This window comes from Janthinobacterium sp. FW305-128 (genome assembly GCF_020858135.1).
In the GTDB taxonomy this organism is placed as follows: Bacteria; Pseudomonadota; Gammaproteobacteria; order Burkholderiales; family Burkholderiaceae_D; genus Janthinobacterium.
The window spans coordinates 196,163-221,535 of record NZ_JACYMK010000001.1; the positions used below are offsets into that span (position 1 = coordinate 196,163).

Consider the following 25,373-nt stretch of genomic DNA (forward strand, 5'->3'; position numbering starts at 1 on the left):
AGTGAATGGGGGGTGATGCTATTGCGACGCCGCTAGTGTAGTACTTTATATGGCGGCGTGCAGGGGTGGCATTGTAGAGCAATGCCGCATGGCGCTCAGAGCTGGATGATGGCCTGGTCGGCCACGCCCGCCAGGTAGCCTTGCGCTGGCCCGAGTCCGGGCACGACGATGGCCGGCGCCAGGGCCAGCAGCGGCACCAGCACGAAGGCGCGCTCGGTGAGGCGCGGATGGGGTACCGTCAGGGTGGCGCTGGCGATCTGTGCATCGCCGTACAGCAGCAAGTCCAGGTCCAGGGTGCGCGGGGCATTGCGGTAGGGCCGTTCGCGCCCGTGCGCCGCCTCGATGGCGTGCAGGGCCAGCAGCAGTTCCTCCGCCGGCAGGGTGGTCTCGATGCGCGCCACGGCGTTGATGTAGTCGTCGCCGCTGGAATCGATGGGTGCCGTGCGGTAGCTGGCCGAGGCGTCCAGCAAGCTGGCGCCGGGCAGGCGCGCCAGGCGCGCGATCGCCTCCTGCACATTCGCGCGCGCGTCGCCCAGGTTCGCGCCGATGCCGATGTAAGCGATTACTGACATTATTCGCCGCTGCTGCTGCCGGTGGTGGTGCTTCCTCCGCCTGTGCCCGTCTTGCTGCGCGTGCTGCGGCGCGGCGGGCGCTTCTTCTTGACGGCGCCCGGCGCGGCATTCGCGCTGACGAGCAGCGCTTCGCGCGTTTCCTCGTCGCCTTCATAAAAGGCCGTCCACCATTCGCCGATGTCCGCGTCGATCTCGCCCGAGGCGCAGCGCAGCAGCAGGAAGTCGTAGCCGGCGCGGAAGCGCAGGTGCTCGAGCAGTTTGTACGGCGCCTTGCCGACCCGGCGCTCGAAGCGGGGCTGCATCGACCAGATGTCGCGCATGTCGGAACCGATCTTGCGCTGCAAGGCCAGTTTTTCCGTCTGCGAATCGAGCACGTCGTCGGCCGCCAGGTGCAGCGCGGGGATGGTCGACTCGCCGGCGGCGCGGTAGGCCGTCCATTTTTCCAGCACCTGGTGCCACAGCAGCGAGGCAAACAAAAAGCCCGGCGAGACGGTCTTGCCGGCGGCGATGCGCTGGTCCGTGGCGTCCAGCGCCAGGGTGACGAATTTCGCGCCCAGCGGCTGTTCCAGCACCACGTCGAGCAGCGGCAGCAGGCCGTGATGCAAGCCTTCCTTGCGCAGCTGCTGCAGGCAGGCCAGCGCGTGGCCGCTCATCAGAAGTTTGAGCATTTCGTCAAATACGCGCGGCGCCGGCACGTTGTTGATCAGCGGTGCCATGACGGGAATCGGCGCGGCCGTGTGCGGCTCGATGGTGAATTTCAGCTTGGCGGCGAAGCGCACCACGCGCAGCATGCGCACGGGGTCTTCGCGATAGCGCTCTTCCGGCTTGCCGATCATGCGCAAGGTCTTGGCGCGGATGTCTTCCACGCCGCCGTGGTAATCGAGCACTTCCTGCGTGGCCGGGTTGTAGTACATGGCGTTGATGGTGAAGTCGCGGCGCAGCGCGTCTTCGTGCTGCAAACCGAAGGTGTTGTCGCGCAGGACGCGGCCATGTTCATCCTTGGGCGCGGAATCGGCGCCGGCGCCGCGGAAAGTCGTCACTTCCAGCAAATCCTGGCCGAACATCACGTGCACGATCTGGAAGCGCTTGCCGATGATGAAGGCGCGGCGGAACAAGCGCTTGACCTGTTCCGGCGTGGCGTTGGTGGCGATGTCGAAGTCTTTGGGTTTGACGCCCAGCAGCAGGTCGCGCACGGCGCCGCCGACGACAAAGGCCTCGAAGCCTGCTTCCTGCAGGCTGCTGGTGACGCGGATGGCATTCGACGATACCAGTTTCGGGTCGATTCCGTGTTGCGCAGGACCGAGCACGATGGGTGCCGTGGTGTCGCGCGCTGCCTCTTTTTTAACGCCGAGGATCTTGCGGATGAATTTTTTAATCATTGAATAAGTGGAGTGATGGCCAGCCGTGGAGGGATGCGTGTGCGCTCAAAGCGGTGTTGGGATTGGTCGCGACCGGGTGGGTCACGACCGACAGCAAGGGAATATCGTTGTGCGAATCGCTGTAAAAATAGCTGCGCTCGAACTGCCCCAGTTCCTTGCCCATCTTTTCCAGCCAGGCGTGGGTGTGGGTCAGCTTGCCCGCGCCCAGGGTCGGCGTGCCCAGCAGCTTGCCCGTGACATTGCCTGCGTCGTCATATTCGGGCATGGCAGCCAGCAGATGCTCGACGCCCAGTGCATCGGCGATGGGTTTGGTGATGAAATGGTTGGTGGCCGTGACGATGGCCAGCAAATCGCCCGCGTCCTGGTGCTGTTTCAGCAGGGCAACGACTTCCGGGCGGATGGCCGGCAAGACCACTTCGGCCATGAATTGGCGGTGCAGCGCTTCGAGGCGTTCGCGCGGGAATTGCGCCAGGGTGCCGAGCGAGAATTCCAGGTATTCCACCGGATCGAGCGTGCCGGCCTGGTATTGCGCGAAAAATTCGTCGTTGCGGCGGGTGAATTCGGCGGCGTCCACGGCACCGATGCGTACCAGGAATTCGCCCCACTCGTGATCCGAGTCGATGGGCAGCAGGGTGTGGTCGAGGTCAAACAGGGCCAGATTCATCATTCTTTCGCTTCCGCCTGCAGCAACTCGCGCAACAATGGCAAGGTGATCGGGCGTTGGGTTTCCAGGGAGTAGAGGTCGAGAGAGTCCAGCATCGTCGACAGCGAACGCATGTCGCGCCGGAAATGGGACAGCAGATAGGGTAACACGCCGGGCGACAAGGTCAAGCCGCGGGTGGTGGCCGCCTGGGTCAGGGCGGCGATTTTTTCATCGTCCGTCAAGCCGTGGATCTGGTAGATCAGGCCCCAGCCCATGCGCGTGCGCAAGTCTTCGCGCACGGGCAGCACGGCCGGCGGCACGGCGCCGCTGCACACCATGAAGGCCTTGTTGGCGCGGATTTCATTGAACAGGGCAAAGGCGTCGATCTGCGCCAGCGGCGACAGCTTTTCGCAGTCGTCGAGCAGGTACAGGTCCACGTCGGGCGAATACACGAATTCGGACTCGATCGAGAATGGCGAAATGTAGCGCGCGCGCTCGGTGCTGGCCAGTGCCTTGAGCAGGTGGCTCTTGCCGGCGGCCAGTTCGCCCCACAGGTAGGCAAAATGTTCGCGTGACGTGCGCGCGGCGAACTGGCGCATCAGCTGCGCCACTTCGGCATTCTGTCCCACCTCGAAGGTATCGAGGCTGTGCGCCTGGTCTGTGCCTAAATCGAGCACCAGTTGTTTCATGGCGTACGCCTTGTCCTGTTTTTCATTACTGCTTGTGCGTCGTCGTCGCTGTTGTTAGTTTAACATTTTTGTGTCGGGTGCCTGACAGAAGCGTAGCGAGCGGCAGCGATTTGTGGCCGAGAAGCGCAACCGTACTTGAGTACGGTGAGCATCGCCGGCCGCAAAGTGCGACGCGCAGTCGCTTATGTCGCTTATGTCAGTCACCTTGTCACGCATTATAGAAGGTGCTGGACAGGTAGTGGCGTCTTAGATGCTTAAAAGCGACCATCAGGACGGCAGAAGCGGGTAAAGCGAGCAAAACGCCGACGAAACCGAACAATTGTCCGAAAGCCAATAAGGCGAAGATCACGGCCAGCGGGTTCAGGCCGATGCGCTCGCCCACCAGGCGCGGCGTGAGGAAAAAGCCCTCGATGACCTGGCCGCAGCCATAGATGACGGCCACGGCGATGACGCCGCTCCAGTCGGCAAACTGCAGCAGGGCGGCGATCAGCGCCAGCATCAGGCCCAGGCCGAAGCCCAGGTAGGGGATGAACACCAGCAAGCCCGTGATGATGCCCACAGGCAATGCGACTTCAAAACCGGCGATGGCCAGCGCCACCGAGTAATACGTGGCCAGCACCAGCATGACGAGCAACTGGCCGCGCAGGTATTGCGCCAGCAGGGTGTCGACTTCCTGCGCCATGCCCACCGTGCGGCCGACCCAGCGGCGCGGCACGGCGCCGGCGATGCGCGCCAGCATCGGATGCCAGTCCAGCAACAGATAGAACAGCACCACGGGAATGAGCACGACGGTGGCCAGCCAGCCCAGCACGGCCGTGCCGCCGATGCGGGCCGAGGCCAGCACGGTGCTCCAGATTTCATCGCCGCTGGTGGCCATCTGCTGGCTCAGCATGCGTTTGATGCCCGTACCGTCCAGGCGCACGCGGATGCCCAGGTCGCGCAGTTTCGGCGCCAGGAACTCGTTCGCCTTGCTCAGGAATTGCGGAATTTGCGCCTGCAGCAAGGGGATTTCCTTTTGCAATACGGGCACGACGATCAGTACGAGCGCCGTGATGGCGAGGAAAAACAACACTACGACGACCAGCACGGCCAGCGGACGGGGCAAGTAAAAGCGCCGGTAATGCAGGCGCTGCAAGCGGTCCACGCCGGGATTGAGCACGTAGGCGAGGATGGCGGCGGCCAGGAAGGGCGTCAGGATGGGGCCCAGGCTGACGAGCAGCAGCAAGAATGCCAGCCAGACCGCGATCCAAAATGCTGTTTGCTTCTGTTCGGCGGTGATGGCGAATGGCATGGAGTTTGTGCTGTTGCGTTAAAAAAAGGCAGTTAATTACGAAATGGCGGGGCAGTTTGATAAAATAGCGTCTTGATCGACCGAATTCACCCGCTGGCGCCCTGCCGCACGATGTTGAAAAACATGCTTGCGCGCGCGTGCCGGCGGGTATCCGCCTTCTATTTTACCGCCTCCGCTGCCACCACACCATGAACCAGACTTCAAATGTTTCCCTTTCCTACCGTGACGCTGGCGTCGATATCGACGCAGGCGACGCTTTAGTCGAAGCAATCAAGCCGTTTGCCAAGCGCACCCTGCGCGAAGGCGTGATGGGCGGCCTGGGCGGTTTTGGCGCCATGTTTGAAATCAGCAAGAAGTACAAGGAACCGGTGCTGGTCTCGGGCACCGACGGCGTGGGCACGAAATTGCGCCTGGCGTTCGAACTGAACCGCCACGACACGGTCGGCATCGACCTCGTCGCCATGAGCGTCAACGACATCCTCGTGCAAGGCGCCGAACCGCTGTTCTTCCTCGATTATTTTGCTTGCGGCAAGCTGGACGTGGCCATCGCCACCGACGTCATCAAGGGCATCGCCCAGGGTTGCGAACAAGCGGGTTGCGCGCTGATCGGCGGCGAAACGGCGGAAATGCCGAGCATGTACCCGGCCGGCGAATACGACCTGGCAGGTTTTGCCGTCGGCGCCGTGGAAAAATCGAAAATCATCGACGGCACCAAGATCGCCCCGGGCGACGTGGTGCTGGGCCTGGCCTCGTCGGGCGTGCACTCGAACGGTTACTCGCTGGTGCGCAAGATCATCGAAGTGGCGAAGCCGGACCTGGAAGGCGACTTCCACGGCCGTAAACTCGCCGACGTGCTGATGCAGCCGACGCGCATCTACGTCAAGCCGTTGCTGGCGCTGATGGACGCTATGGAAGTGAAGGGCATGGTGCACATCACCGGCGGCGGCCTGGTGGAAAACATCCCGCGCGTGCTGCAGCCTGGCCTGGTGGCCGAACTGGACTCGAAGGCATGGACCATGCCGCCGCTGTTCACGTGGCTGCAACAGCACGGCGGCGTGGCTGACGCCGAGATGCACCGCGTCTTCAACTGCGGCATCGGCATGACCGTCATCGTTTCGCAGGAAAACGCGGACGCCGCCATCGCGCAATTGCAAGCGGCCGGCGAAACCGTCTCGCGCATCGGCACCATCCGCGCCCGCGTGGGCGACGAGCACCAGACGATCGTGATCTAAGTTTCAGCACGCATGGAAAAGGCAGGCGCTCGCAAGAGGCCTGCCTTTTTTTACGCCGCGATAGCTTACCTTGCGTGCACCGGCTTCATGCGCCCGTCGGGCTGCGAGCCGCCCCTGCCGATCATGGCCACGCTGACGGCCGAGACGAGGGAGGCGAACAGGATGTAGCCGACGATGTGCCACGGCTCGCCGTTGCCCGTCTTGAGCAGGTAGGTGGCGATGATGGGCGTCAGGCCGCTGGCGAAGATGCCGGAGAACTGGTACACGAAGGAGATGCCCGTGTAGCGCACCTTGGCGTCGAACAGGTCGCAGAACAAGGCCGCTTCCGGGCCGTACACGGCCGAATACAGCACGCCCAGCGGGATGATCACGGAACACCACAGCAGCAGCGGATTGCCGGCGTGGTGCAGCATGATCCAGAAGGCGGGAATGGCCGACACGCCCGTGATCAAGGAGCCCCAGAAGAACACCTTGCTGCGGCCGATGCGGTCCGACAGGCGGCCGAAGAAGGGGATGCAAAAGCACATCACGACGGCCGACGCCATCACGCCCATCAGCGCTTCCGTGCGGGCGATCTTGATGGTGTTGGTCAGATAGGTGATGGAAAACACGCCGAAGATATTGAAGAACACGCCGTCGATATAGCGCGCGCCCATGCCTTTTAATACATTGCCCGGATAGCGCTTCAGCAGGTCGAAAAATGGAATCTGCGTCTCCGCGTTCTTTTCCTTGACGGCCTGGAACTCGGGCGTTTCCATCACGTTCAGGCGTATCCACATGCCGATGAAGACGAGGGCGGCCGACAGGATGAAGGCCACGCGCCAGCCCCAGGACAGGAATTGCGCGTCGGTCAGGCTGTAGGACAGGATCGCCACCACGCCCGACGCGAGGCACAGGCCGATCGCCAGGCCGATCTGCGGCAGGCTGGCGTAGAAGCCGCGCTCTTTTGGGGGCGCATATTCATACGCCATCAGTACGGCGCCGCCCCATTCGCCACCGAGGCCGATTCCTTGCAGCACGCGCAGGAACAGCAGCAGGCCCGGCGCCCAGTAGCCGATGTGGTCGTAGGTCGGCAGCACGCCGATCAGGAAAGTGGAGATGCCCATGATCATCAGGGTCATGACCAGCATGTTCTTGCGGCCGATCTTGTCGCCGAAGTGGCCGAAGATCACGCCGCCGATGGGACGCGACAGAAAGCCCACGGCGAAGGTGCCGTAGGCCAGCATGGTCGAGACGAGCGGATCGCCGCCCGGGAAATACAGTTTGCTGAATACGATGCCGGCCACGACGCCGTATAAAAAGAAGTCGTACCACTCGATGGTGGCGCCGATCACGCTGGCCATCACGACTTTCCGCAGCTCTTTGGCCTTTTTGGGATTGTTCGGATTGTTATCCATAATATCTAGTCTCCAATCGATATCGATTATGTGTTTGATGCCTGGCTTGTCGCCGGGTCATTGGAGGCGGGGCCGCCTGCCCGCCGCTGACATCCTCCTTGCCGGGAATGGAATGGGTGGGTCAGGCCGCCTGCGGCAGCCGCACGGCGTCCGCCAGGATCATGTCGGCCGCTTTTTCGGCGATCATGATGGTGGGCGCGTTCGTATTGCCCGAGACGATTTCCGGCATGATCGACGCGTCGACCACGCGCAGGTTCTGCATGCCGTGCACGCGCAGGCGCTCGTCGACGACGGCCATGTCGTCGTGGCCCATCTTGCAGGTGCCGCTCGGATGGTAGATCGACTGGCTGAAACGCCGTGCCGCGTCCAGCAGCTGCGCATCCGTCTCGAACTGCGGGCCGGGCACGAACTCTGAAATGATGTGCGGCGCCAGCGACGGCGCGGAGGCGATTTTTCGGGCCACGCGCAGGGCGGCAATCGCCGTTTGCTGGTCGCGCGGGTCGGACAGGTAATTGGGATAAATGCCAGGGTAGGCGAGGGGATCGGCGGACTTGATCGACACGTGGCCGCGGCTGTGCGGGCGCAGCTGGCACACGGACGACGTAAACGCGGAAAACGGATGGGCGCCTTCGCCCGGCTTGTCGGCGCTTAGCGGCTGCATGTGGAACTGGATGTCGGGCCGTTCCACCTCGGGCGAGGAGCGGGTAAACACCGTCACCTGGCTGGCCGCCAGGGTGAGAGGGCCGGAGCGGGAAAACACATATTGCATGCCCACCCACAGCTTGCCCCACAGGCTGTTGACTTCATCGTTCAGGGTTTTCAGCCGCGTCTTGAAGACGAGGCGGATTTGCAGATGGTCTTGCAGGTTCTGTCCCACGCCGGGCAAGTCGTGCACGAGCGGCACGCCCACTTGCTCGAGCAGCGCGCGCGGCCCGACGCCCGAGCATTGCAGGATTTGCGGCGAGCCGATGGCGCCCGCGCATAAAATCACTTCGCCGCTGGCGCGCGCCTGGCGCAGCTGGCCATCCTGCCAGAACTCGATGCCGACGGCGCGCTTGCCCTCGAACAGCACGCGCGTGATTTGCGCGCGCACTTCCACGCGCAGATTGGCGCGCTTGCGGGCGGGCCGCAAAAAGGCTTTGGCTGTGCTCCAGCGCAAGCCCTTGCTGGCCGTCTGCTGGAAGTAGCCGACGCCTTCCTGCGTGGCGCCGTTGTAGTCGGCATTGAAGGGGATGCCGCTTTCCGTGGCGCCGGCGATGAAGTGCTCGGCGATGGGGCGGCGCAGCCGCAGGTCCGACACCTTTAACGGGCCGCCCACGCCGTGGTAGTCGCTGGCGCCGCGTTCCTGGTCTTCCGATTTTTTAAAGTAGGGCAGCACCTCGGCATAGCTCCAGCCTGCGTTGCCCAGTTCGGCCCAGCGGTCGTAGTCCTCTTTCTGTCCGCGCACGTACAGCAAGCCGTTGAGCGAGCTGGAGCCGCCCAGGACCTTGCCGCGCGGCCATTGCAACTGGCGCCCGGCGATGCCGGCGTCCGCTTCCGTGCGGTAGCACCAGTCCAGCTTCGGGTCGTGCATGGTCTTGAAATAGCCGACCGGCACGTGTATCCAAGGATTGTTGTCCTTGCCGCCCGCTTCCAGCAGCAATACCCGGTGGTTGCTGTCGTGCGACAGGCGGTTGGCCAGCACGCAGCCGGCGGAACCGGCGCCGACGACGATGTAATCGTAGTGTGTTTGCAACATGGTGCTTGTCTCCTGCGTTGCGGTATCAGCTTGCCTCGGCGGGCGTTTTTTGCGATACACTGGTCTTTATTGATTATTTTGGAACGTCTGGTTCCATTTATAAAAGACGTGCAGCACCGGGACAAGCGGAAACCGCCGCATACGCGAGAGGTGAAACAGAACATGCATGATGCGTTTCAAAAACGGCAGGCCGAGGCCGAAGAAGACAGCCCGGCGGGTGGAGCGGTTGGGGCCGGCGCGGCGGCCAGCCATGGCGACGAGGCGCGCGGCTTGCGCGTGCTGCGCCTGATCGAGCACCTGGCCAGCGCCAGCCAGCCCCTGACCTTGTCGCAGCTGGCGGCGCGCATGCAGGTGCCGAAAGCCAGCATGATGCGTCTGCTCGATACCCTGGAACAGCATGGTTATGTGCTGCGCACGCCCGTGGGGCGCGGCTATGTACCGGGTGCCGCATCGACCAACCTGGCGCTGGCGACCTTGCGCAACAATGCCCTGATCCGCGTGAGCCGCAGCATCCTGGGCAGCCTGGTGGCGGCCACGGGCGAGACGTGCAATCTGGCCATTCCCGAGGGCAATGCCGTCGTCTACGTGGACCGCGTGGAAACGCAGGAACCTCTGCGCCTGCACCTGGTGCTGGGCACGCGCGCGCCCATGCATTGCACGGCCAGCGGCAAGCTGTTCTTGGCGCACATGAGTTTGCTGGAGCGGCGCGCATTGCTGGCCATGCTGACCCTGGAGGCGCGCACGCCGAAAAGCATCGCCGATCCCGTGCTGCTCGAGCGCGAGATCGTGCGCATCGCGCGGCTGGGCATCGGCATCGACGACGAGGAATTCGTGCACGGCATGGTGGCCGTGGCCGTGCCCATCTGCGCGGCCGACGGGCGCATCGTGGCGGCCGTCGCCTGCCACGCGCCCGTGGCGCGAAAGTCCGTGGAGCAGCTGATGCAGCACGTGCCAGAGCTCAAGGAAGCGGCCGTCAAGCTGCGACCGCTGCTGCTGGCAGAAACGGTTCACAACACCTAACAAAACCGTAGCGAGCGGATGTGAGTCGTGATCGAGACGCGCAGCTGTGCTGGGCACGGGGCGGCCGAGGCAGTGAGCATCGCAGGCCGCGACGCGCGACGCGCAGTAGGTTTGGTCAGGTGTTTAAGGTTTCAGGACCTTCGCCACCTTGGCCGCCCGCAGGCGGAACGCATCGGGCATGCCGGAGCCCAGCAGCGGACGCAGATACAGGCGGAAGGCATCGGTCACGTCCGTGCCGCTGGCGCTGATGAACTCGTCTTCCATGGTCCGTGTCTTGCCCGCCACGTCGGTCAGCGGCAGCAGTTCGTAGTCGACGGAATAAAAGCCCGTGCGCTTGATGGCAACAGAGCCGTCGCGGTCGCCCCACATGGCGAACTGCACGGCCTTTTCTCCCACTTCGCGGGCTTCGCGCTGGTCGACGTCGGAAACGCAGCCGATGAAGGAGCGCTGCAGATAGCCGAAGGTATCGCCGCGCACGCGCTTGATGCCGAGCTTGGCCTTGATTTCGTCGCACAGCAGGTCGGCCAGCGCGCCCGTGCCGGACAATTGCACGTTGCCATGCGCATCGCGCTCCACTTCCTTGGCGAGCAGGCTGGCGATCGGCTCGCCCGATGCATCGTGGATGCCTTCCGACACGGCGATCACGCAACGGCCATACTTTTCATAGGTGGCCTTCACGTCGGCAAGGAAATTTTCCAGCACGAAGACGCGCTCGGGCAGATAGATCAGGTGCGGGCCATCGTCGGGGAACTTCTTGCCCAGCGCCGAGGCGGCCGTCAGAAAGCCCGCATGGCGGCCCATCACCACGCCCACATAGACGCCGGGCAAGGCCGCGTTGTCGAGGTTGGCGCCGGCGAACGCTTGCGCGACGAAGCGCGCGGCCGAGGGAAAGCCGGGCGTGTGGTCGCTGCCCACCAGGTCGTTGTCGATGGTTTTCGGGATGTGGATGCAGCGCAGCGGATAGCCGGCCTTGTGCGCTTCCTCGCTGACGATGCGCACCGTGTCGGACGAGTCGTTGCCGCCGATGTAAAAGAAGTGCTCGATTTCGTGCGCGCGCAGCACTTCGAAGATTTGCTGGCAGTAGGCAATATCGGGCTTGTCGCGCGTGGAACCGAGCGCCGAGGACGGCGTGGCCGCCACCAGTTCCAGGTTGTGGCTGGTTTCCTGCGTCAGGTCGACAAACTCTTCATTGATGATGCCGCGCACGCCATGCAGCGCGCCATACACGCGCGTGACGTGCTGAAAACGCCGCGATTCGAGCACCACGCCCACCAGCGACTGGTTGATGACGGCGGTGGGGCCGCCTCCCTGGGCAACAAGAATTTTTCCAGACGGCATGGGATCTCCTCGTAAGTAAAGCGGCCCTCCAGCCTACTCCTTTTTTAGCGGGACGCTGTCTTTTCCCTATGCCCCAAGGGGAATTGATCTGGCGGGCCGGCCTGCCTATTCATTCCGGCGCCCGGATATGCTCGACCAACCCCCTGCTGCGCCGTCCCGGCGCCGGCGTCAGCCAGCTGACGAGGATGGCGGCGGCCAGGCCGGCCGGCACGCCGAAGATGCCGGCGGAAATAGGAGCGATATGAAACCATTGACCGCTGGCATTGCCGCCCAGCATGGTGCTCGTATGCAGCATGTAGTACAGGCAGACGCCAAAGCCCGTCAGCATGCCGGCCAGCGCGCCCTGGTAATTGGCGCGTTGCCAGAAGACACCGAGCACCAGCGGCGGGAACAGGGTCGAGGCGGCCAGGGAGAAGGCCACGCCCACCAGCGACAAAATGTCGGCCGGCTTTTGCGAGGCCGCATAGGCGGCGATGAAGGCCACGGCCAGCAGCAGCAATTTGGAAATCGTCACGCGCTTTTGCGTCGAGGCGCTGGGATCGACCACCTTGTAATAGACGTCGTGCGACAGGGCGTTCGAGATGGCCAGCAGCAAGCCATCGGCCGTCGACAGGGCGGCGGCCAGGCCGCCGGCCGCCACCAGGCCGGAAATCACGTAGGGCAGGCCGGCGATCTCGGGCGTGGCCAGCACCAGCACGTCGGCGTCGATGGAAATTTCCGCCAGTTGCACGATGCCGTCACGGTTGACGTCGACGATGCTGATCAGGGGACTGAGCTTGTCCACGTTGGCCCAGTACGACACCCAGGTGGGCAGGTTCGCGTATTGCGTGCCGACCAGGGCCGAGTAAATATCGTACTTGACCAGCACGGCCAGCGCGGGAATCGTGAGATAGATCAACAGGATGAAAAACAGGGTCCAGAACACGGACACGCGCGTTTCGTGCACGGACGGCGTGGTGTACGATCGCATGAGGATGTGGGGCAGGGCGGCCGTGCCCAGCATCATGCAAAACACGAGGGCCAGGAAATTGTTGCGCTTGATATCGGATTGCTCGCGGTCGGCGGCGGGAAACGGTTGCGCGTGCGGAATGATCGGCTCGGCGCGTTTCTGGTTTTGCGCCTGCATGGCCTGCCACAGCACGCGTGCCTCGTCGGGGCTTTTGGGATAGGCGATCAGGTAGCGCTCCGCGTTGCGGATGTCGAACAGCGAGGTATTGCGCTGGCGCAAACTGTCGAGCTGGCGCTGGGCCGCCAGGCGGCCTTGCTCCCAGGAGCCGGGCAAGCCGTCGATGCGCGCCTGGTAGCTTTGCGCGCGCTGGCGGAAGATGGCGCGCACTTCGTTTTCTTTCGGGTCCGTTTCCAGCACGTGTTCGCGCGCGCTCAGTTGCGGCAGCACCTTGCCATAGGCGATCTGCGGCACGGGATTGTCCGCATGCTTGACCGACAGCCACATGGCGGGAATCAGAAAGGCGACGAGGATGATGATGTACTGCGCCACCTGCGTCCAAGTGATGGCGCGCATGCCGCCCAGAAAGGAGCAGACGAGGATGCTGGCCAGCCCCAGGAAGATGCCGACGGAAAAATCCACGCCCGTGAAGCGCGAGGCGATCAGGCCGACGGCGTAGATCTGCGCCACGACATAGGTAAACGACACGATGATGGTGGCGGCCACGGCCACCACGCGCACGCTGGCGCCCCGTTTGTCGGTGCCGCTGCCGTAGCGGGCGGCGAGGAAATCGGGAATCGTGTATTGGCTGAACTTGCGCAGGTAGGGCGCGATCAATAGCGCCACCAGGCAATAGCCGCCCGTCCAGCCCATGATGAAGGCCAGGCCGTCGAAGCCGTTCAGGTACAGGCCGCCCGCCAGGCTGATGAAGCTGGCGGCCGAAATCCAGTCGGCGGCCGTGGCCATGCCGTTGAACATGGCCGGCACCCGGCGCCCCGCCACATAGTATTCGGTGACGTTCGAGGTGCGGCTGATGACGCCGATGGTGGCGTACAGCGTGATGGTGACGAGCATGAACAGGTAGCCGATCCACGCGCGCGGCATGCCTTCCTGTTCCAGTACCGACAGGGCCAGCAGGAAGGCGGCGAAACCGGCGGTAAACAGCAGGTAGTAGCGGCACAGGCGCGCAAAGAAGCTGCGCTGGCCGCTCATGCTTGCTCCTCGGCATGGAATTCCCGGTCCAGGCGCCGCATGCGCCAGGCATACAAGGCGATGATGGCCAGGTAGACGAGCGAGGCGCCCTGGGCCGCCATGTAGAAGGGCAGGGGCCAGCCGAACAGGTTCAGGTGCAATAGCTCGCGCGCATAGAACACGGTCAGGAAGCCCGTCAGCAGCCAGACCAGCAGCAGGATGGCCGTCAGCCGCCGCGTCTTGCGCCAGTGGGCGTCGCGGCGCGCCTGCAGCTCGGGGCTGGGTGCGCGCGCGGGCGGCAGCGGCGCCGCGGGAAGGCTGGGCTTATCCATACGTGATGTCATCCTCTTCTGGCGCTTCCGGCAACAGCAGGGCGATGCTCAGGCGCAGCAGGGTGCCTGGCAGCTTCGGCGAAGTGGCGCGCGGATTGTTAAAAATATCGACTTCGGCGCCATGCTGCTGCGCAATCTCGCGCACGATGGCCAGGCCCAGGCCGCTACCGTCGACATTGCTGCCAAGAATGCGGTAAAAGCGCTCGAACACGTGGGCCCGCTCTGCCGGCGCAATGCCGGGCCCCGTATCTTCCACTTCCAGGATGGCCAGTTCCAGGGTGCTGCGCACGCGCACCGTGACGCTGCCGCCAGCTGGCGTGTAGCGCAGGGCATTGTCGATCAGATTGCTCAGCAGCTCGCGCAGCATCATGGCATTGCCGGAAATCATGATTGAATACGCGGGCTGTTCGAAGCCCAGGTCGATATGCTGGGCAAACGAGGCTTGCACCCAGTCCTGCACCACGCCGCGCGCCAGTTCGCTCAGTTCGATCGGCTCGAATGCCGTGCCCGCCTGCGGCTGGTTTTCCGCGCGTGCCAGGGCCAGCAGCTGGTTGACCAGGCGCGTGGCCGCTTCCGAGCTTTTCGCCAGCTGCAGCAGCGAGCGGTGAATCTCGTCGTGGTCGGTCTGGCGCAGGGCCAGCTCCGATTGCATGCGCATGCCGGCCAGCGGCGTCTTCATCTGGTGCGCCGCATCGGCGATGAAGCGTTTCTGCATGTCGATCGACAGCGACAGGCGCGCCAGCATCTCGTTGAGCGAACCAACCAGCGGCGTGATTTCCTCGGGCACCTGGCCCGATTCGATGGGAGATAAATCGTCGGGCGGCCGGGCGCGTATGCGTTCCTGCAATTGCGCCAGCGGCGACAGCCCGCGCGCCAGGGCGAACCAGACCAGGGCCAGGATCACGGGCAGGATGATGAACTGCGGCAAAATCACGCCCTTGATGATTTCATTGGCCAGCTGGGCGCGCTTTTCCAGCGTCTCGGCCACTTGCACCAGCGCGCGGTGCGGTTCATCGTCGTTGCCGGCGGGAATATCGAGATAGCTGAACGCCACGCGCACGGGCGTGCCGTGGATGGTGTCGTTGCGAAACAGCACCATGCCGCTGCGGTATTTGTCGGGGTCCTGCGGCGGCGGCAAGTCGCGGTCGCCGTCGAGGTATTCGCCGCGCGGACCCACCACCAGGTAATACAGGGTGTCGACGTCGTCGCCGCGCAGGAAGTCGCGGCCCTTGTTCTTGCTGTTCTTGTCCGGCACGCGGCGCAGCAGCGCGCCGTCGGCCTGCTTGACCTGTTGCGTCAGCACGGTGACGCTGTCTTCCAGCGCATGGTCGAAGGGCTGATTGGCGATGCCCTTGGCCACCAGATAGGTGATGGCGATGCTCATCGGCCACAGCAGCAGCAGGGGCGCCAGCATCCAGTCGAGGATTTCGCCGAACAGCGAATGCTCGATGGTGTCATCCTGCTCCGTCGTGGGCGGCTCGAACCAGTCGTCGTCGCCCGGCTCGTCCGCTGGCGCCTCGCGTGCCTTCACTTGCTGGCGGACCCGCTGGCCGGGGCTGCCGACTCGCCCGCTTCGGCGTTCAGGCGCGCCGCTTCCGAGTATTTTTCCAGGCAATAGCCGAGGCCGCGCACGGTGGCGATGCGCACGCCGCCCACCTCGATCTTCTTGCGCAGGCGGTGCACATACACTTCGATGGCGTTGTTCGACACTTCCTCGCCCCATTCGCACAGGTGGTCGACCAGCTGCTCTTTCGAGACGAGGCGGCCGGTGCGGCCCAGCAGGATTTCCAGCAAGCCCAGTTCGCGCGCGGACAGGTCGAGCATCTGGTCGTTGATGTAGGCGCTGCGCCCCACCTGGTCGTAGCTGAGGGGACCATGCTTGATGATGGTGGCGCCGCCGCCGGCGCCGCGGCGCGTCAGGGCGCGCACTCTTGCCTCCAGTTCCGACAGGGCGAACGGCTTGGCCATATAATCATCGGCACCGAGGTCGAGGCCATTCACGCGTTGTTCGATGGAATCGGCGGCCGTCAGGATCAGCACGGGCAGCAGCGAGGCGCGCGCGCGCAGGCGGCGCAGCACTTCCAGGCCGGACATCTTCGGCAGGCCCAGGTCGAGTATCAGCAAGTCGAATTCCTGGGTGGACAGGGCCGTATCGGCTTCCTGCCCATTTTTGACGCAGTCGATGGCATAGCCCGACTGGCGCAGCGAACGGGTCAGGCCATCGGCCAGGACGCTGTCATCTTCGGCAAGTAAAATACGCATGGTGAGACTTCCTCGGCTTGCGGCATAGAAGCTTGTATTGTGTTTCATTTCCCGCAAGGTGGCGAGTTTTTGTGAAAAACCAGGCTTGTATTGATCTGTTTCAAAACAAATCCACGTTCCGCTTGCATTGATCACTGTTTTTTTATACAGTACTGTCTGTGTAAAGAATTTAACCCACTGGCGCTATCGCAGGCTGCACGGTTCACGTAGATGCGTCACGTGAATCCGCAACTGTAGAACGGCTGAAAGAACATATGGACGATAAAAAAGCTGTAGTACCCGCATCGGAAAAAGCCAAGGCGCTCGCCGCCGCACTGGCGCAGATCGAGAAGCAGTTTGGCAAAGGTTCGGTCATGCGCATGGATGCCAGCGCACCGATCGAAGAAGTGCAAGTCGTGTCGACCGGTTCGCTCGGCCTCGATATCGCGCTGGGCGTGGGCGGCTTGCCGCGCGGCCGCGTGGTGGAAATCTACGGTCCGGAATCGTCGGGTAAAACCACGCTGACCCTGCAAACCATCGCCGAAATGCAAAAACTGGGCGGCACTTGCGCCTTTATCGATGCCGAGCACGCGCTCGACGTCGGTTACGCGCAAAAGCTGGGCGTGAACCTGCATGAATTGCTGATCTCGCAACCGGACACGGGCGAGCAGGCACTGGAAATCTGCGACGCCCTCGTGCGTTCGGGCAGCGTCGACCTCGTCGTCATCGACTCCGTGGCCGCACTGACGCCACGCGCCGAGATCGAAGGCGACATGGGCGATTCCCTGCCAGGTTTGCAGGCGCGCCTGATGTCGCAAGCGCTGCGCAAGCTGACCGGTTCCATCAACCGCACGAATACCCTGGTCATCTTCATCAACCAGATCCGCATGAAGATCGGCGTGATGTTCGGTAGCCCGGAAACGACCACGGGCGGCAATGCGCTGAAATTCTACGCCTCCGTGCGCCTGGACATCCGCCGCACCGGCTCGATCAAGTCCGGCGATGAAGTGATCGGCAACGAAACCAAGGTCAAGGTCGTCAAGAACAAGATCGCGCCGCCGTTCAAGGAAGCGCACTTCGACATCTTGTACGGCGCCGGCACCTCGCGCGAAGGCGAAATCCTGGACCTGGGCTCGGATGCCAAGATCGTGGAAAAATCCGGTTCGTGGTACAGCTACAACGGCGAACGCATCGGCCAGGGCAAGGACAACGCCCGTGCCTTCCTGCAAGAGCGTCCGGCGCTGGCCCGCGAAATCGAAAACAAGGTCCGCGCTTCGCTGGGCGTGCGCGAACTGCCGCCGCTGGCCGCTGAAAAGCCGGAAAAAGCGGATAAGGCCGCCGACAAGGCTGCCAAGGCTGCGGAAACCAAGGCAGAGTAGGTCGGATTAGCGCGGCAAAGCCGCGCGTAATCCGACAGCACCACAGACATCAACAATGTTGTCGGATCAGACGTCAACAATGTTGTCGGATTACGGCCCAAGGGGCCTAATCCGACCTACGCATGGCTTGCTGCAAGGTGTGACCATGATCGCCGTCCCGCGCTGTTGCGCCGGGCGGCGATTGTGTTTGGGTGATGTGATTGTGGAATGAAAGACAAGGTGGGTGTATGGCCGCAGTACAACTAAGCCTGAAGGGCAGGGCGCTACGCTTTCTGTCGATGCGTGAACACAGCCGCATGGAATTGCGGCGCAAGCTGCAGCGCCATGCGCAGGAAGGCGACGACGTGGAAGCCTTGCTCGACAGCCTGGAACAAGCCAACTGGCTGTCGCAGGAGCGCTTTTCCGAGTCGCTGATCCACCGTCGTTCGGCCCGTTTCGGCAACAGCCGCATCATGGCGGAGCTGCAAAGCCATGGCATCGGGGGAGAAGCGTTGCAGGAACTCAAGGCGGGCCTGGCCGAAGGGGAAGTGGCGCGCGCCTGCGAGGTGTGGCGCCGCAAGTTTGGTCAGGTGGCGCAGGATGCCGAGCAGCGCAACAAGCAGATGCGTTTTTTGATGCAGCGCGGTTTTTCGCAGCGCGCCGTGCAGGTGGCCTTGAAGGGGTTGGATCCCGACGAGGAATAGCTCATCCAGGGCTGCCCGGCCGCCACGCCGTGCCGCCAAGAACTGCGCTTTCAAACATCGTCTGATTCCAGTATGGTCACGCTGCGCGATCGGGTATGCTGGCGCTCGAACGCTGTGCGATGCGCGCAGCACCACTGATCGTGACAGGATGCAAGATGAGCAACTGGAATGCCGGCTATGTGGCCGAAATCGCCTATACCTATGGCTATTACGAAGAATTGAATCCTCTGCGCCTGCGCCTGCCCTTGCTGGCCGCCGGCCTGGCCTTGCCTGCCAGCGGCACGGCTTGCGAGCTGGGCTTTGGCCAGGGCGTCAGCGCCAACATCCATGCGGCGGCGTCCGCCACGCGCTGGCACGGCAATGATTTCAATCCGTCCCAGGCCGCCTTTGCGCAGGAGCTGGCCAACGCGGCCGACGCTGGCGCGCAGTTCACGGATGAATCGTTCGCGCAGTTTTGTTGCCGCGACGACTTGCCCGATTTTGACTTTATCTGCCTGCATGGGATCTGGAGCTGGGTTTCGGCGGAAAATCGCGCGCTCATCGTCGACTTCCTGCGGCGCAAGCTGAAAGTTGGCGGTGTCGTCTTCATCAGCTACAACACGCAGCCAGGCTGGGCCGCAATGATGCCGATGCGCGACTTGCTGGCCGAACATAGCCGCGTCATGAGCGCCCCGGGCCAGGGCGTGCTGGCCAGAGTCGCTGGCGCCATCGATTTCGTCGACAGGATGATCGCCACGCAACCGCGCTACCTGGACGCCAACCCGCAACTGGCGGACCGCTTCGAAAAACTCAAGGCGATGGATGGACATTATCTTGCCCATGAGTATTTCAATGCCGATTGGCAGCCTATGGCCTTTTCCAGCGTCGCGGCCATGCTGGGCGAGGCCAAGCTCGAGTTCGCCGCGTCCGCCAACTATACCGCTCTGGTCGACATGCTGAACCTGACGGCTGAGCACCAGCAGTTCCTGGCCGAGATACCCGATCCTATTTTTCGCGAGACGACGCGCTCCTTCCTCGTCAACGAGCAATTCCGCAGGGATTACTGGGTCAAGGGCGCACGCAGGCTGACGCCGTTCGCCCAGGCCAGTGCCTTGCGGGCCGTGCGCGTGATGCTGGCCGTGCCCCGCGACGAAGTGGTGTTGAGCGTGCACGGCGTGCTGGGCGACGCCGATATGGACGAGCGCGTCTATGCGCCCGTGCTGGACGCCATGGCTGACCATCGCGTGTACACGATAGGCGAACTGGAGCAGCAACTGGCTGGCAGCGAAGCCAGTCTGGCCGCCTTGCTGCAGATTATGCTGGTACTGGCCAGCAAGGGCAGCGTGGCTGCCGTCCAGGACGAGGCCGGCATCGCCGCGGCGCGGCCGCAGACGGCACGCCTGAATGCACACTTGCTGGAGCAGGCGCTGGCAAGAAGCGATTTGCACATCCTCGCCAGCCCCCTGACGGGCGGCGGTGTGGTTGTATCGCATTTACAACAGCTCTTCCTGTGGGCGAAACTGCAAGGTTGTCCAACGCCGCAAGACTGGGTGCGCACGACGTGGCCCGTGCTGCTGCGCCTGAAGCAGCTGATGACGAAGGATGGGCAGCCCTTGTTGACGGAAGAGGAAAACCTGGCCGAATTGTTGGCGCAGGCACAGCATTTTTCCGCGCGCATCTTGCCTGTTTTACGCGCACTGGGTGTGACTGACTGAGGTACGGTGCCGGCCAGCCTGCCGGTGCCGGCAAGCCTGCTGCCAAGTTATTTGAATTGCGAATGATCGTCATTGATTTTGCGATTTCCGTTAATGATTTGCGGCGGGCGGCACAAGCAATAAAAAATTATGTTGCGGCGCAACTAGCGCCCTGTGTGCTACACTTTTAGGGTTTTTGCGGCGCCGCAGGTGCGGTTGCTGTTCGTAGAAGCTGCGAACAGAGTGCTTTAGGCACATGGCTGCTTACTAATTATGGCCGCGCAAGCGGCATCGGTCTTATGCCCCTGTCAACTCCCGTATCCCGGCGCGCCCTACGGCACTCCCGCGTTATCGACGTCCAAGCGTATATGCGCGACGACGGCCTGTGGGATATTGACGCCCATATCACCGATATCAAAAGCTATGACGCGACCCTGGCCTCCGGCCCCCGTCCCGCCGGCGCCCCTCTGCATGACCTCCATTTACGCATTACCGTCGATCGCGCACTGACCATTGTCGAGGCCGAAGCTGCCTCCGATGCCGTGCCCTATCCCGGTTTTTGCGATACCATCGGCCCCGCTTACAGGGCGCTGATCGGATTGAATTTATTGAAGAATTTCCGCCGCGACTTGAAACAGCGCCTGGCGGGAATCGCCGGCTGTACCCATTTGACCGAACTGGCGCAAGTCTTGCCGACTGCGACGGTTCAGGCATTTGCCGGCGATGTCTGGTCGACCCGTGACGGTGCGAATGCTGACTTATCGCATGAAAAGCCGTTTCAACTCGACAAATGCCACGCCCTGCGCACCGATGGCGGGGCGGTTGCACAGTATTACCCGCGCTGGGTAGCCAAAGCGTGACCCCGGCGCTGTATTTCCTGTTTTTTTGCACCACTAACCGTATTTTTACACATCAGTATCAGAAGGGAAGCCAGCATGAAAATCCATGAGTATCAAGCCAAAGAAATCCTCCGGCAGCACGGAGTGACGGTACCACGCGGTATTCCGTGCATGTCCGTCGAAGAAGCCGTCAAGGCTGCGGAAACCCTGGGCGGCCCGGTATGGGTTGTCAAGGCGCAGATCCACGCAGGTGGCCGCGGCAAGGGCGGCGGCGTGAAAGTGGCAAAATCGATGGAACAGGTCAAGGAATACGCTGACCAGATCATGGGCATGCAGCTGATCACGCACCAGACCAGCGCCGAAGGCCAGAAAGTCAACCGCCTGCTGGTGGAAGAGGGCGCCGACATCAAGCAAGAACTGTACGTTTCGCTGGTCACCGACCGCGTTACCCAGAAAATCGTCCTGATGGCATCGTCCGAAGGCGGCATGGACATCGAAGAAGTGGCCGAGAGCCACCCTGAGAAGATCCACCACGTCACCATCGATCCGGGCGTTGGCCTGACCGATGCCCAGGCAGACGACATCGCCGCCAAAATCGGCGTGCCTGCCGGTTCCATCGCCGACGCGCGCGCCAACCTGCAAGGCCTGTACAAAGCCTACTGGGAAACCGACTGCTCGCTGGCCGAAATCAACCCGCTGATCGTCACCGGCAGCGGCAAGGTCATCGCCCTGGACGCCAAGTTCAACTTTGACCCGAACGCCCTGTTCCGTCATCCGGAAATCGTCGCCCTGCGCGACCTGGACGAAGAAGATCCAGCGGAAATCGAAGCGTCGAAATTCGACCTGGCTTACATTTCGCTCGACGGCAACATCGGTTGCCTGGTGAACGGCGCCGGCCTGGCCATGGCCACCATGGACACGATTAAACTGTTCGGCGGCGAGCCAGCCAACTTCCTGGACGTCGGCGGCGGCGCCACGGCAGAAAAAGTGACCGAAGCGTTCAAGATCATGCTGAAAAACCCAGGCCTGAAAGCCATCCTGGTGAACATTTTCGGCGGCATCATGCGTTGCGACGTGATCGCTGAAGGCGTCATCGCCGCAGTGAAAGCCGTTTCGCTGAACGTACCGCTGGTCGTGCGCATGAAGGGCACCAACGAAGACCTGGGCAAAAAGATGCTGGCCGATTCCGGTCTGCCTATCATCGCAGCCGACACCATGGAAGATGCAGCCAAGAGCGTCGTTGCCGCTGCTGCCGGTCAAGCTTAATTAAGGAATCAACATGTCCATTCTGATCAATAAAGATACCAAAGTCGTTACCCAAGGGATCACCGGCAAGACCGGCCAGTTCCACACCCGCGGATGCCGCGACTACGCGAACGGCAAAGCTGCCTTCGTGGCAGGCGTGAACCCGAAGAAAGCCGGCGAAGATTTCGAAGGCATTCCTATTTTCGCTAACGTTACCGAAGCGAAAAAAGAAACCGGCGCCAACGTTTCCGTGATCTACGTGCCGCCAGCAGGCGCGGCAGCGGCGATCTGGGAAGCTGTCGAAGCTGAAATGGATCTGGCCATTTGCATCACCGAAGGCATTCCTGTCCGCGACATGATGGCCCTGAAAGACCGCATGGCTAAAGCCAACAGCAAAACCTTGCTGCTGGGCCCTAACTGCCCAGGCCTGATCACGCCAGACGAAATCAAGATCGGCATCATGCCAGGTCACATCCACAAGAAGGGCCGTATCGGCGTCGTTTCCCGTTCGGGCACCCTGACCTATGAAGCAGTGGGTCAGCTGACCGCACTGGGCCTGGGCCAATCGTCGGCAGTCGGCATCGGCGGCGACCCGATCAACGGTCTGAAGCACATCGACATCATGAAGATGTTCAATGATGATCCAGATACCGACGCGGTCATCATGATCGGCGAAATCGGCGGTCCGGACGAAGCCAACGCGGCTTATTGGATCAAAGACAACATGAAAAAACCGGTCGTCGGCTTCATCGCTGGCGTAACGGCTCCTCCAGGCAAGCGCATGGGCCACGCCGGCGCGCTGATCTCGGGCGGTGCCGATACGGCGCAAGCCAAGCTGGAAATCATGGAAGCTTGCGGCATCACCGTGACCAAAAACCCGTCGGAAATGGCGCGTCTGCTGAAAGCCATGCTGTAATTTCAGCCTGATTCATGCAGTATAAAAAAAGGAGCTTCGGCTCCTTTTTTTTTGTCCGCAAGACAGGCCGATTCCCGCCCTGGGGCGACGGCGCTGGTCCGAATCCGCCCAAATGCGTCGCTTTTCTTTCCATGCCTGCCAACGCCGCCCCGGGGCGCCGCTGGCACGGCGCTTGCACCATGCACGGCGTGACCAACTGCACTCCGGGAGGATGCGATGCGCGCGCAAAGCGGATTTACCCTGATAGAACTGATGATCGTGGTGGCCATCGCCAGCATCCTGGCGGCCGTGGCCATTCCCCAGTACGGCGACTATACGATGCGGGCCAAGGTCAGCAACGTGCTGGCCGCTGCTGCGCCCCTGAAGACGGCCGTGGCCCTGTGCGTGCAGGAAAATGGCGGCGAGGCGGCCGCCTGCAGTACCCCCACCGAAGCCGTGCCCAGCGCCATCCCCGTGTTCAGCCCGACGCGCGAAGTGGCCGGCGCCAAGGTCGACAAGGGCAATATCGAGCTGACCCTGGCGGGCGACCTGGGCAGTGGCTTGGGCGGTCAGAAGGTGAACATGGAGTTGCAACTCGGCACCAGCAGCCTGAGCTGGTTTAACAGCACCACCGTGACGAATGCGGCAGCCAAGGAAGCGATTACCCGCACGAATATTCCCAAGGTGGTGGCGACGCAGTAAGCGGCACCTGCCGCGCCCGTGTCAGACGATTTTTTGCCGGTCCGCGATCAGCGCTTCATAGGTGAGGTTTTGCAGCAGGGTGTAGTGGGTCGGTTCCAGGTCGATGAATTGCACGCCATACGTATAGATTTCGGCCACTCCGGCGGCGTGGCCATTGGACGGCTTGCCCACGCTGACGTTCTGGATGCGGGCGCGCGTGTTGACGCGCATCTGATGCTTGTTCGGCTGCACCAGCAGGGTAAAGCTCAGTGCGACGCCTTCTTCATCGGGCGTGAGCATGCTGGGTGCCTCGATCAGCGCGCCCGAGACGCTGAGGTTGACGATGAACACGGGCACGGCCGCCACGTCGCGGTAGCTCAGCTGCGCGGGAATCTCCACCTTGACGCGCATGGCCGTGCGCAGGCTGGTGCCCTGGATGGCGTCGGGAAAGCTCAGGTGCACATAGTTGAGCGGACGGCCGAAGAGGCGCAGCACGCTGCACGCAAACGAACAGACGGTGATGCCGGAAAACACGCGGATGGTCAGCTTGTCGCCTTCGTTGAGCACGATGGAGGCGCCGTTTTCCATGGGAATCTTGACGATCAGGTACTCGTCTTTCACATAGCCGATCACGGTCGAGAAATGCTGGATCGGTTTGATGGTGCGGTGCGTGATGAACTGGATGCGTCCCCCCACCTGCAGATTCATGGCCTCGAATTCGAAGTCCTGGAGCTTGCTTTCCGCGGCGGGCGTGTTGCTTGTCATGCGATGCTCATCTGGATATGGTCGACTCGCAGTATGCATGATTTCTTGATGAAAAAGCATTCCTATCAATGAAATTCACTTTCGCATCGAAAAATATCATGGGCATGTGCCGGTGCGCGGTGCAGGCTTTACAATTGCGTCAATATTGACGAATGTAAATCTTATGCCACGCAGCTACTTCTGGACCATGTTGTTCCTGATCCTGCATCAAATCGACGCTGCCTACTGGAAAGAGTGGGAGATGTTTCACGTGCCGGGCGGCGTGCAGGGTTTTCTCGTGTTTAACCTGGCGGCGATTGCCGTGGTGCTGGCCGGTTACCGGCACGTGCTGCTGGCCACCCCGCGAGCGCCCCTGTATGCTTGTGTCTGCGCCGCGCTGGGTGTGGGGACATGCCTGATCCATGCCGGCTTTGCGCTGGCAGGACTGGAACAATTCCACTTGCCCCTGTCCATGGCCATCATCGCGTTGTGCCTGGGCTGCGCCGTCTGGCTGCTGTGCGACTTGCGCCGCATCCGGGGCCGGCTGGCGCGCCAGGCGGCATAGTTACACTTCCGCGTGCCAATCGCCCGACTTGCCGCCATGCTTCTCCAGCACGCGCACATTCGTCATGACCATGCCCCGGTCGACGGCCTTGCACATGTCGTAGATTGTCAGCAAGCCGATCTGCACGGACGTGAGCGCTTCCATTTCCACGCCCGTCTTGCCCGTGGTGTCGACCTGGGCGCGGCAATGCACGCTGTTGGCCGCTTCATCCACGTCGAAATCGACGGTGACGCGCGTGAGGGCCAGCGGATGGCACAGGGGAATCAGGTCGCTGGTGCGCTTGGCGCCCATGATGGCGGCGATGCGGGCAATGCCCAGCACGTCGCCTTTCTTGGCGTTGCCGGAAATGATCAAGGCCAGGGTGGCCGGCTGCATGCGGATGGTGCCGGCGGCCACGGCGCTGCGGCGCGTGTCCTCCTTGCTGCCCACGTCGACCATATGGGCTTGGCCCGTGGCGTCGAAATGGGTCAGTTCCCCGGCGGGGGCTTGCTTGTCTGCTGTTGTCATGGCGTCAAAATAGGTGAGGAACGGGGGCGCGGCAGGCCGAATCACGGCCCCATGCCACTGGCATGGCGCGTGGGAATGGGCGCCGCTAACAAGGTATGATAGCACCCGTGAATTCAAAAACTCCCCTTCCGATCGTACTTGAAAACGCCGCTG

Annotated in this window: 24 protein-coding genes; 10 read left to right on the top strand and 14 right to left on the bottom strand. The window is 62.5% G+C overall.

Annotated elements, in window-relative coordinates:
- Positions 1-95: 95 nt before the first annotated feature.
- The 5 genes from folK to IGS60_RS00920 all read right to left on the bottom strand — a co-directional run bounded on the left by folK (position 96) and on the right by IGS60_RS00920 (position 4,574).
- Positions 96-572 (bottom strand): 2-amino-4-hydroxy-6-hydroxymethyldihydropteridine diphosphokinase, encoded by a 477-nt coding sequence (gene folK, locus IGS60_RS00900; protein WP_230501828.1) that lies wholly within the window; start codon positions 570-572, stop codon positions 96-98.
- Positions 572-1,951 carry a polynucleotide adenylyltransferase PcnB gene (gene pcnB / locus IGS60_RS00905; RefSeq protein WP_230501830.1) on the bottom strand — a complete coding sequence of 460 codons (1,380 nt, stop codon included), beginning with the start codon at positions 1,949-1,951 and terminating at the stop codon, positions 572-574. The genes folK and pcnB overlap by 1 nt, the downstream gene beginning before the upstream one ends.
- Positions 1,944-2,615 carry an HAD family phosphatase gene (locus IGS60_RS00910; protein WP_070220747.1) on the bottom strand — a complete coding sequence of 224 codons (672 nt, stop codon included), beginning with the start codon at positions 2,613-2,615 and terminating at the stop codon, positions 1,944-1,946. Before IGS60_RS00910 ends, pcnB begins: the two co-directional genes overlap by 8 nt.
- Positions 2,615-3,283, bottom strand: a complete 669-nt coding sequence (gene hda / locus IGS60_RS00915) for a DnaA regulatory inactivator Hda (protein ID WP_058048421.1) — start codon at positions 3,281-3,283, stop codon at positions 2,615-2,617. The genes IGS60_RS00910 and hda overlap by 1 nt, the downstream gene beginning before the upstream one ends.
- A 208-nt stretch (positions 3,284-3,491) precedes the next feature.
- Positions 3,492-4,574 (bottom strand): AI-2E family transporter, encoded by a 1,083-nt coding sequence (locus IGS60_RS00920; RefSeq protein ID WP_230501832.1) that lies wholly within the window; start codon positions 4,572-4,574, stop codon positions 3,492-3,494.
- 188 nt (positions 4,575-4,762) lie between these two features.
- Between IGS60_RS00920 and purM the strand changes: the two genes are divergently transcribed.
- A complete protein-coding gene (gene purM / locus IGS60_RS00925; RefSeq protein ID WP_034788683.1) occupies positions 4,763-5,806 on the top strand; it encodes a phosphoribosylformylglycinamidine cyclo-ligase in 1,044 nt (347 codons plus the stop codon).
- A 65-nt stretch (positions 5,807-5,871) separates the two neighbouring features.
- Here purM and IGS60_RS00930 read toward each other — a convergent pair whose 3' ends face one another.
- Positions 5,872-7,203: an MFS transporter gene (locus IGS60_RS00930; protein WP_230501834.1), complete on the bottom strand. Its 1,332-nt coding sequence runs from the start codon at positions 7,201-7,203 to the stop codon at positions 5,872-5,874.
- A gap of 121 nt (positions 7,204-7,324) precedes the next feature.
- Positions 7,325-8,941 carry a GMC family oxidoreductase gene (locus IGS60_RS00935; protein ID WP_230501836.1) on the bottom strand — a complete coding sequence of 539 codons (1,617 nt, stop codon included), beginning with the start codon at positions 8,939-8,941 and terminating at the stop codon, positions 7,325-7,327.
- Between the two features lie 162 nt (positions 8,942-9,103).
- Here IGS60_RS00935 and IGS60_RS00940 point away from each other — a divergent pair, with 162 nt between their 5' ends.
- Positions 9,104-9,961, top strand: a complete 858-nt coding sequence (locus IGS60_RS00940; RefSeq protein WP_230501838.1) for an IclR family transcriptional regulator — start codon at positions 9,104-9,106, stop codon at positions 9,959-9,961.
- A gap of 123 nt (positions 9,962-10,084) precedes the next feature.
- On the opposite strand, the gene IGS60_RS00945 is transcribed toward IGS60_RS00940, so the two are convergent.
- From IGS60_RS00945 to IGS60_RS00965, 5 genes are all read right to left on the bottom strand, one after another.
- The gene (locus tag IGS60_RS00945; RefSeq protein WP_230501841.1) at positions 10,085-11,299 is read right to left on the bottom strand and encodes a 6-phosphofructokinase; all 1,215 of its coding nucleotides are present in this window, start codon (positions 11,297-11,299) and stop codon (positions 10,085-10,087) included.
- 109 nt (positions 11,300-11,408) lie between these two features.
- Positions 11,409-13,457: a sodium:solute symporter family protein gene (locus IGS60_RS00950; protein ID WP_070311680.1), complete on the bottom strand. Its 2,049-nt coding sequence runs from the start codon at positions 13,455-13,457 to the stop codon at positions 11,409-11,411.
- A complete protein-coding gene (locus tag IGS60_RS00955) occupies positions 13,454-13,768 on the bottom strand; it encodes a DUF4212 domain-containing protein (protein ID WP_230501844.1) in 315 nt (104 codons plus the stop codon). The genes IGS60_RS00950 and IGS60_RS00955 overlap by 4 nt, the downstream gene beginning before the upstream one ends.
- A complete protein-coding gene (locus tag IGS60_RS00960) occupies positions 13,761-15,299 on the bottom strand; it encodes a sensor histidine kinase (RefSeq protein WP_230501846.1) in 1,539 nt (512 codons plus the stop codon). Before IGS60_RS00960 ends, IGS60_RS00955 begins: the two co-directional genes overlap by 8 nt.
- Positions 15,296-16,030, bottom strand: coding sequence for a response regulator transcription factor (locus IGS60_RS00965; RefSeq protein WP_070220391.1), 735 nt, complete (start codon positions 16,028-16,030; stop codon positions 15,296-15,298). Before IGS60_RS00965 ends, IGS60_RS00960 begins: the two co-directional genes overlap by 4 nt.
- A gap of 254 nt (positions 16,031-16,284) precedes the next feature.
- On the opposite strand from IGS60_RS00965, the gene recA reads away from it, so the two are divergent.
- From recA to IGS60_RS01000, 7 genes are all read left to right on the top strand, one after another.
- Positions 16,285-17,388: a recombinase RecA gene (gene recA, locus IGS60_RS00970; protein WP_070220389.1), complete on the top strand. Its 1,104-nt coding sequence runs from the start codon at positions 16,285-16,287 to the stop codon at positions 17,386-17,388.
- A gap of 227 nt (positions 17,389-17,615) precedes the next feature.
- On the top strand, positions 17,616-18,071 hold the full coding sequence (gene recX / locus IGS60_RS00975) for a recombination regulator RecX (RefSeq protein ID WP_034788658.1): 456 nt from the start codon (positions 17,616-17,618) through the stop codon (positions 18,069-18,071).
- A 155-nt stretch (positions 18,072-18,226) separates the two neighbouring features.
- Positions 18,227-19,765: a class I SAM-dependent methyltransferase gene (locus IGS60_RS00980; protein ID WP_230501848.1), complete on the top strand. Its 1,539-nt coding sequence runs from the start codon at positions 18,227-18,229 to the stop codon at positions 19,763-19,765.
- Between the two features lie 278 nt (positions 19,766-20,043).
- A complete protein-coding gene (locus IGS60_RS00985) occupies positions 20,044-20,604 on the top strand; it encodes a DUF2889 domain-containing protein (RefSeq protein ID WP_070220385.1) in 561 nt (186 codons plus the stop codon).
- Between the two features lie 75 nt (positions 20,605-20,679).
- Positions 20,680-21,849, top strand: a complete 1,170-nt coding sequence (gene sucC, locus IGS60_RS00990) for an ADP-forming succinate--CoA ligase subunit beta (RefSeq protein WP_070220383.1) — start codon at positions 20,680-20,682, stop codon at positions 21,847-21,849.
- 13 nt (positions 21,850-21,862) lie between these two features.
- Entirely contained in the window at positions 21,863-22,744 is an 882-nt protein-coding gene (gene sucD / locus IGS60_RS00995) for a succinate--CoA ligase subunit alpha (protein WP_034746085.1), read from the top strand.
- A gap of 216 nt (positions 22,745-22,960) precedes the next feature.
- Positions 22,961-23,425: a prepilin-type N-terminal cleavage/methylation domain-containing protein gene (locus tag IGS60_RS01000; RefSeq protein WP_070220381.1), complete on the top strand. Its 465-nt coding sequence runs from the start codon at positions 22,961-22,963 to the stop codon at positions 23,423-23,425.
- Positions 23,426-23,446: 21 nt separating this feature from the next.
- Here the strand turns inward: IGS60_RS01000 and IGS60_RS01005 are convergent, their stop codons facing one another.
- Positions 23,447-24,169, bottom strand: a complete 723-nt coding sequence (locus tag IGS60_RS01005) for a flagellar brake protein (RefSeq protein WP_070220379.1) — start codon at positions 24,167-24,169, stop codon at positions 23,447-23,449.
- A 163-nt stretch (positions 24,170-24,332) separates the two neighbouring features.
- Between IGS60_RS01005 and IGS60_RS01010 the strand changes: the two genes are divergently transcribed.
- Positions 24,333-24,713, top strand: a complete 381-nt coding sequence (locus IGS60_RS01010) for a DUF6713 family protein (RefSeq protein ID WP_230501851.1) — start codon at positions 24,333-24,335, stop codon at positions 24,711-24,713.
- Here the strand turns inward: IGS60_RS01010 and moaC are convergent, their stop codons facing one another.
- Positions 24,714-25,220, bottom strand: coding sequence for a cyclic pyranopterin monophosphate synthase MoaC (gene moaC / locus IGS60_RS01015; RefSeq protein WP_070220374.1), 507 nt, complete (start codon positions 25,218-25,220; stop codon positions 24,714-24,716).
- Positions 25,221-25,373 lie beyond the last annotated feature (153 nt).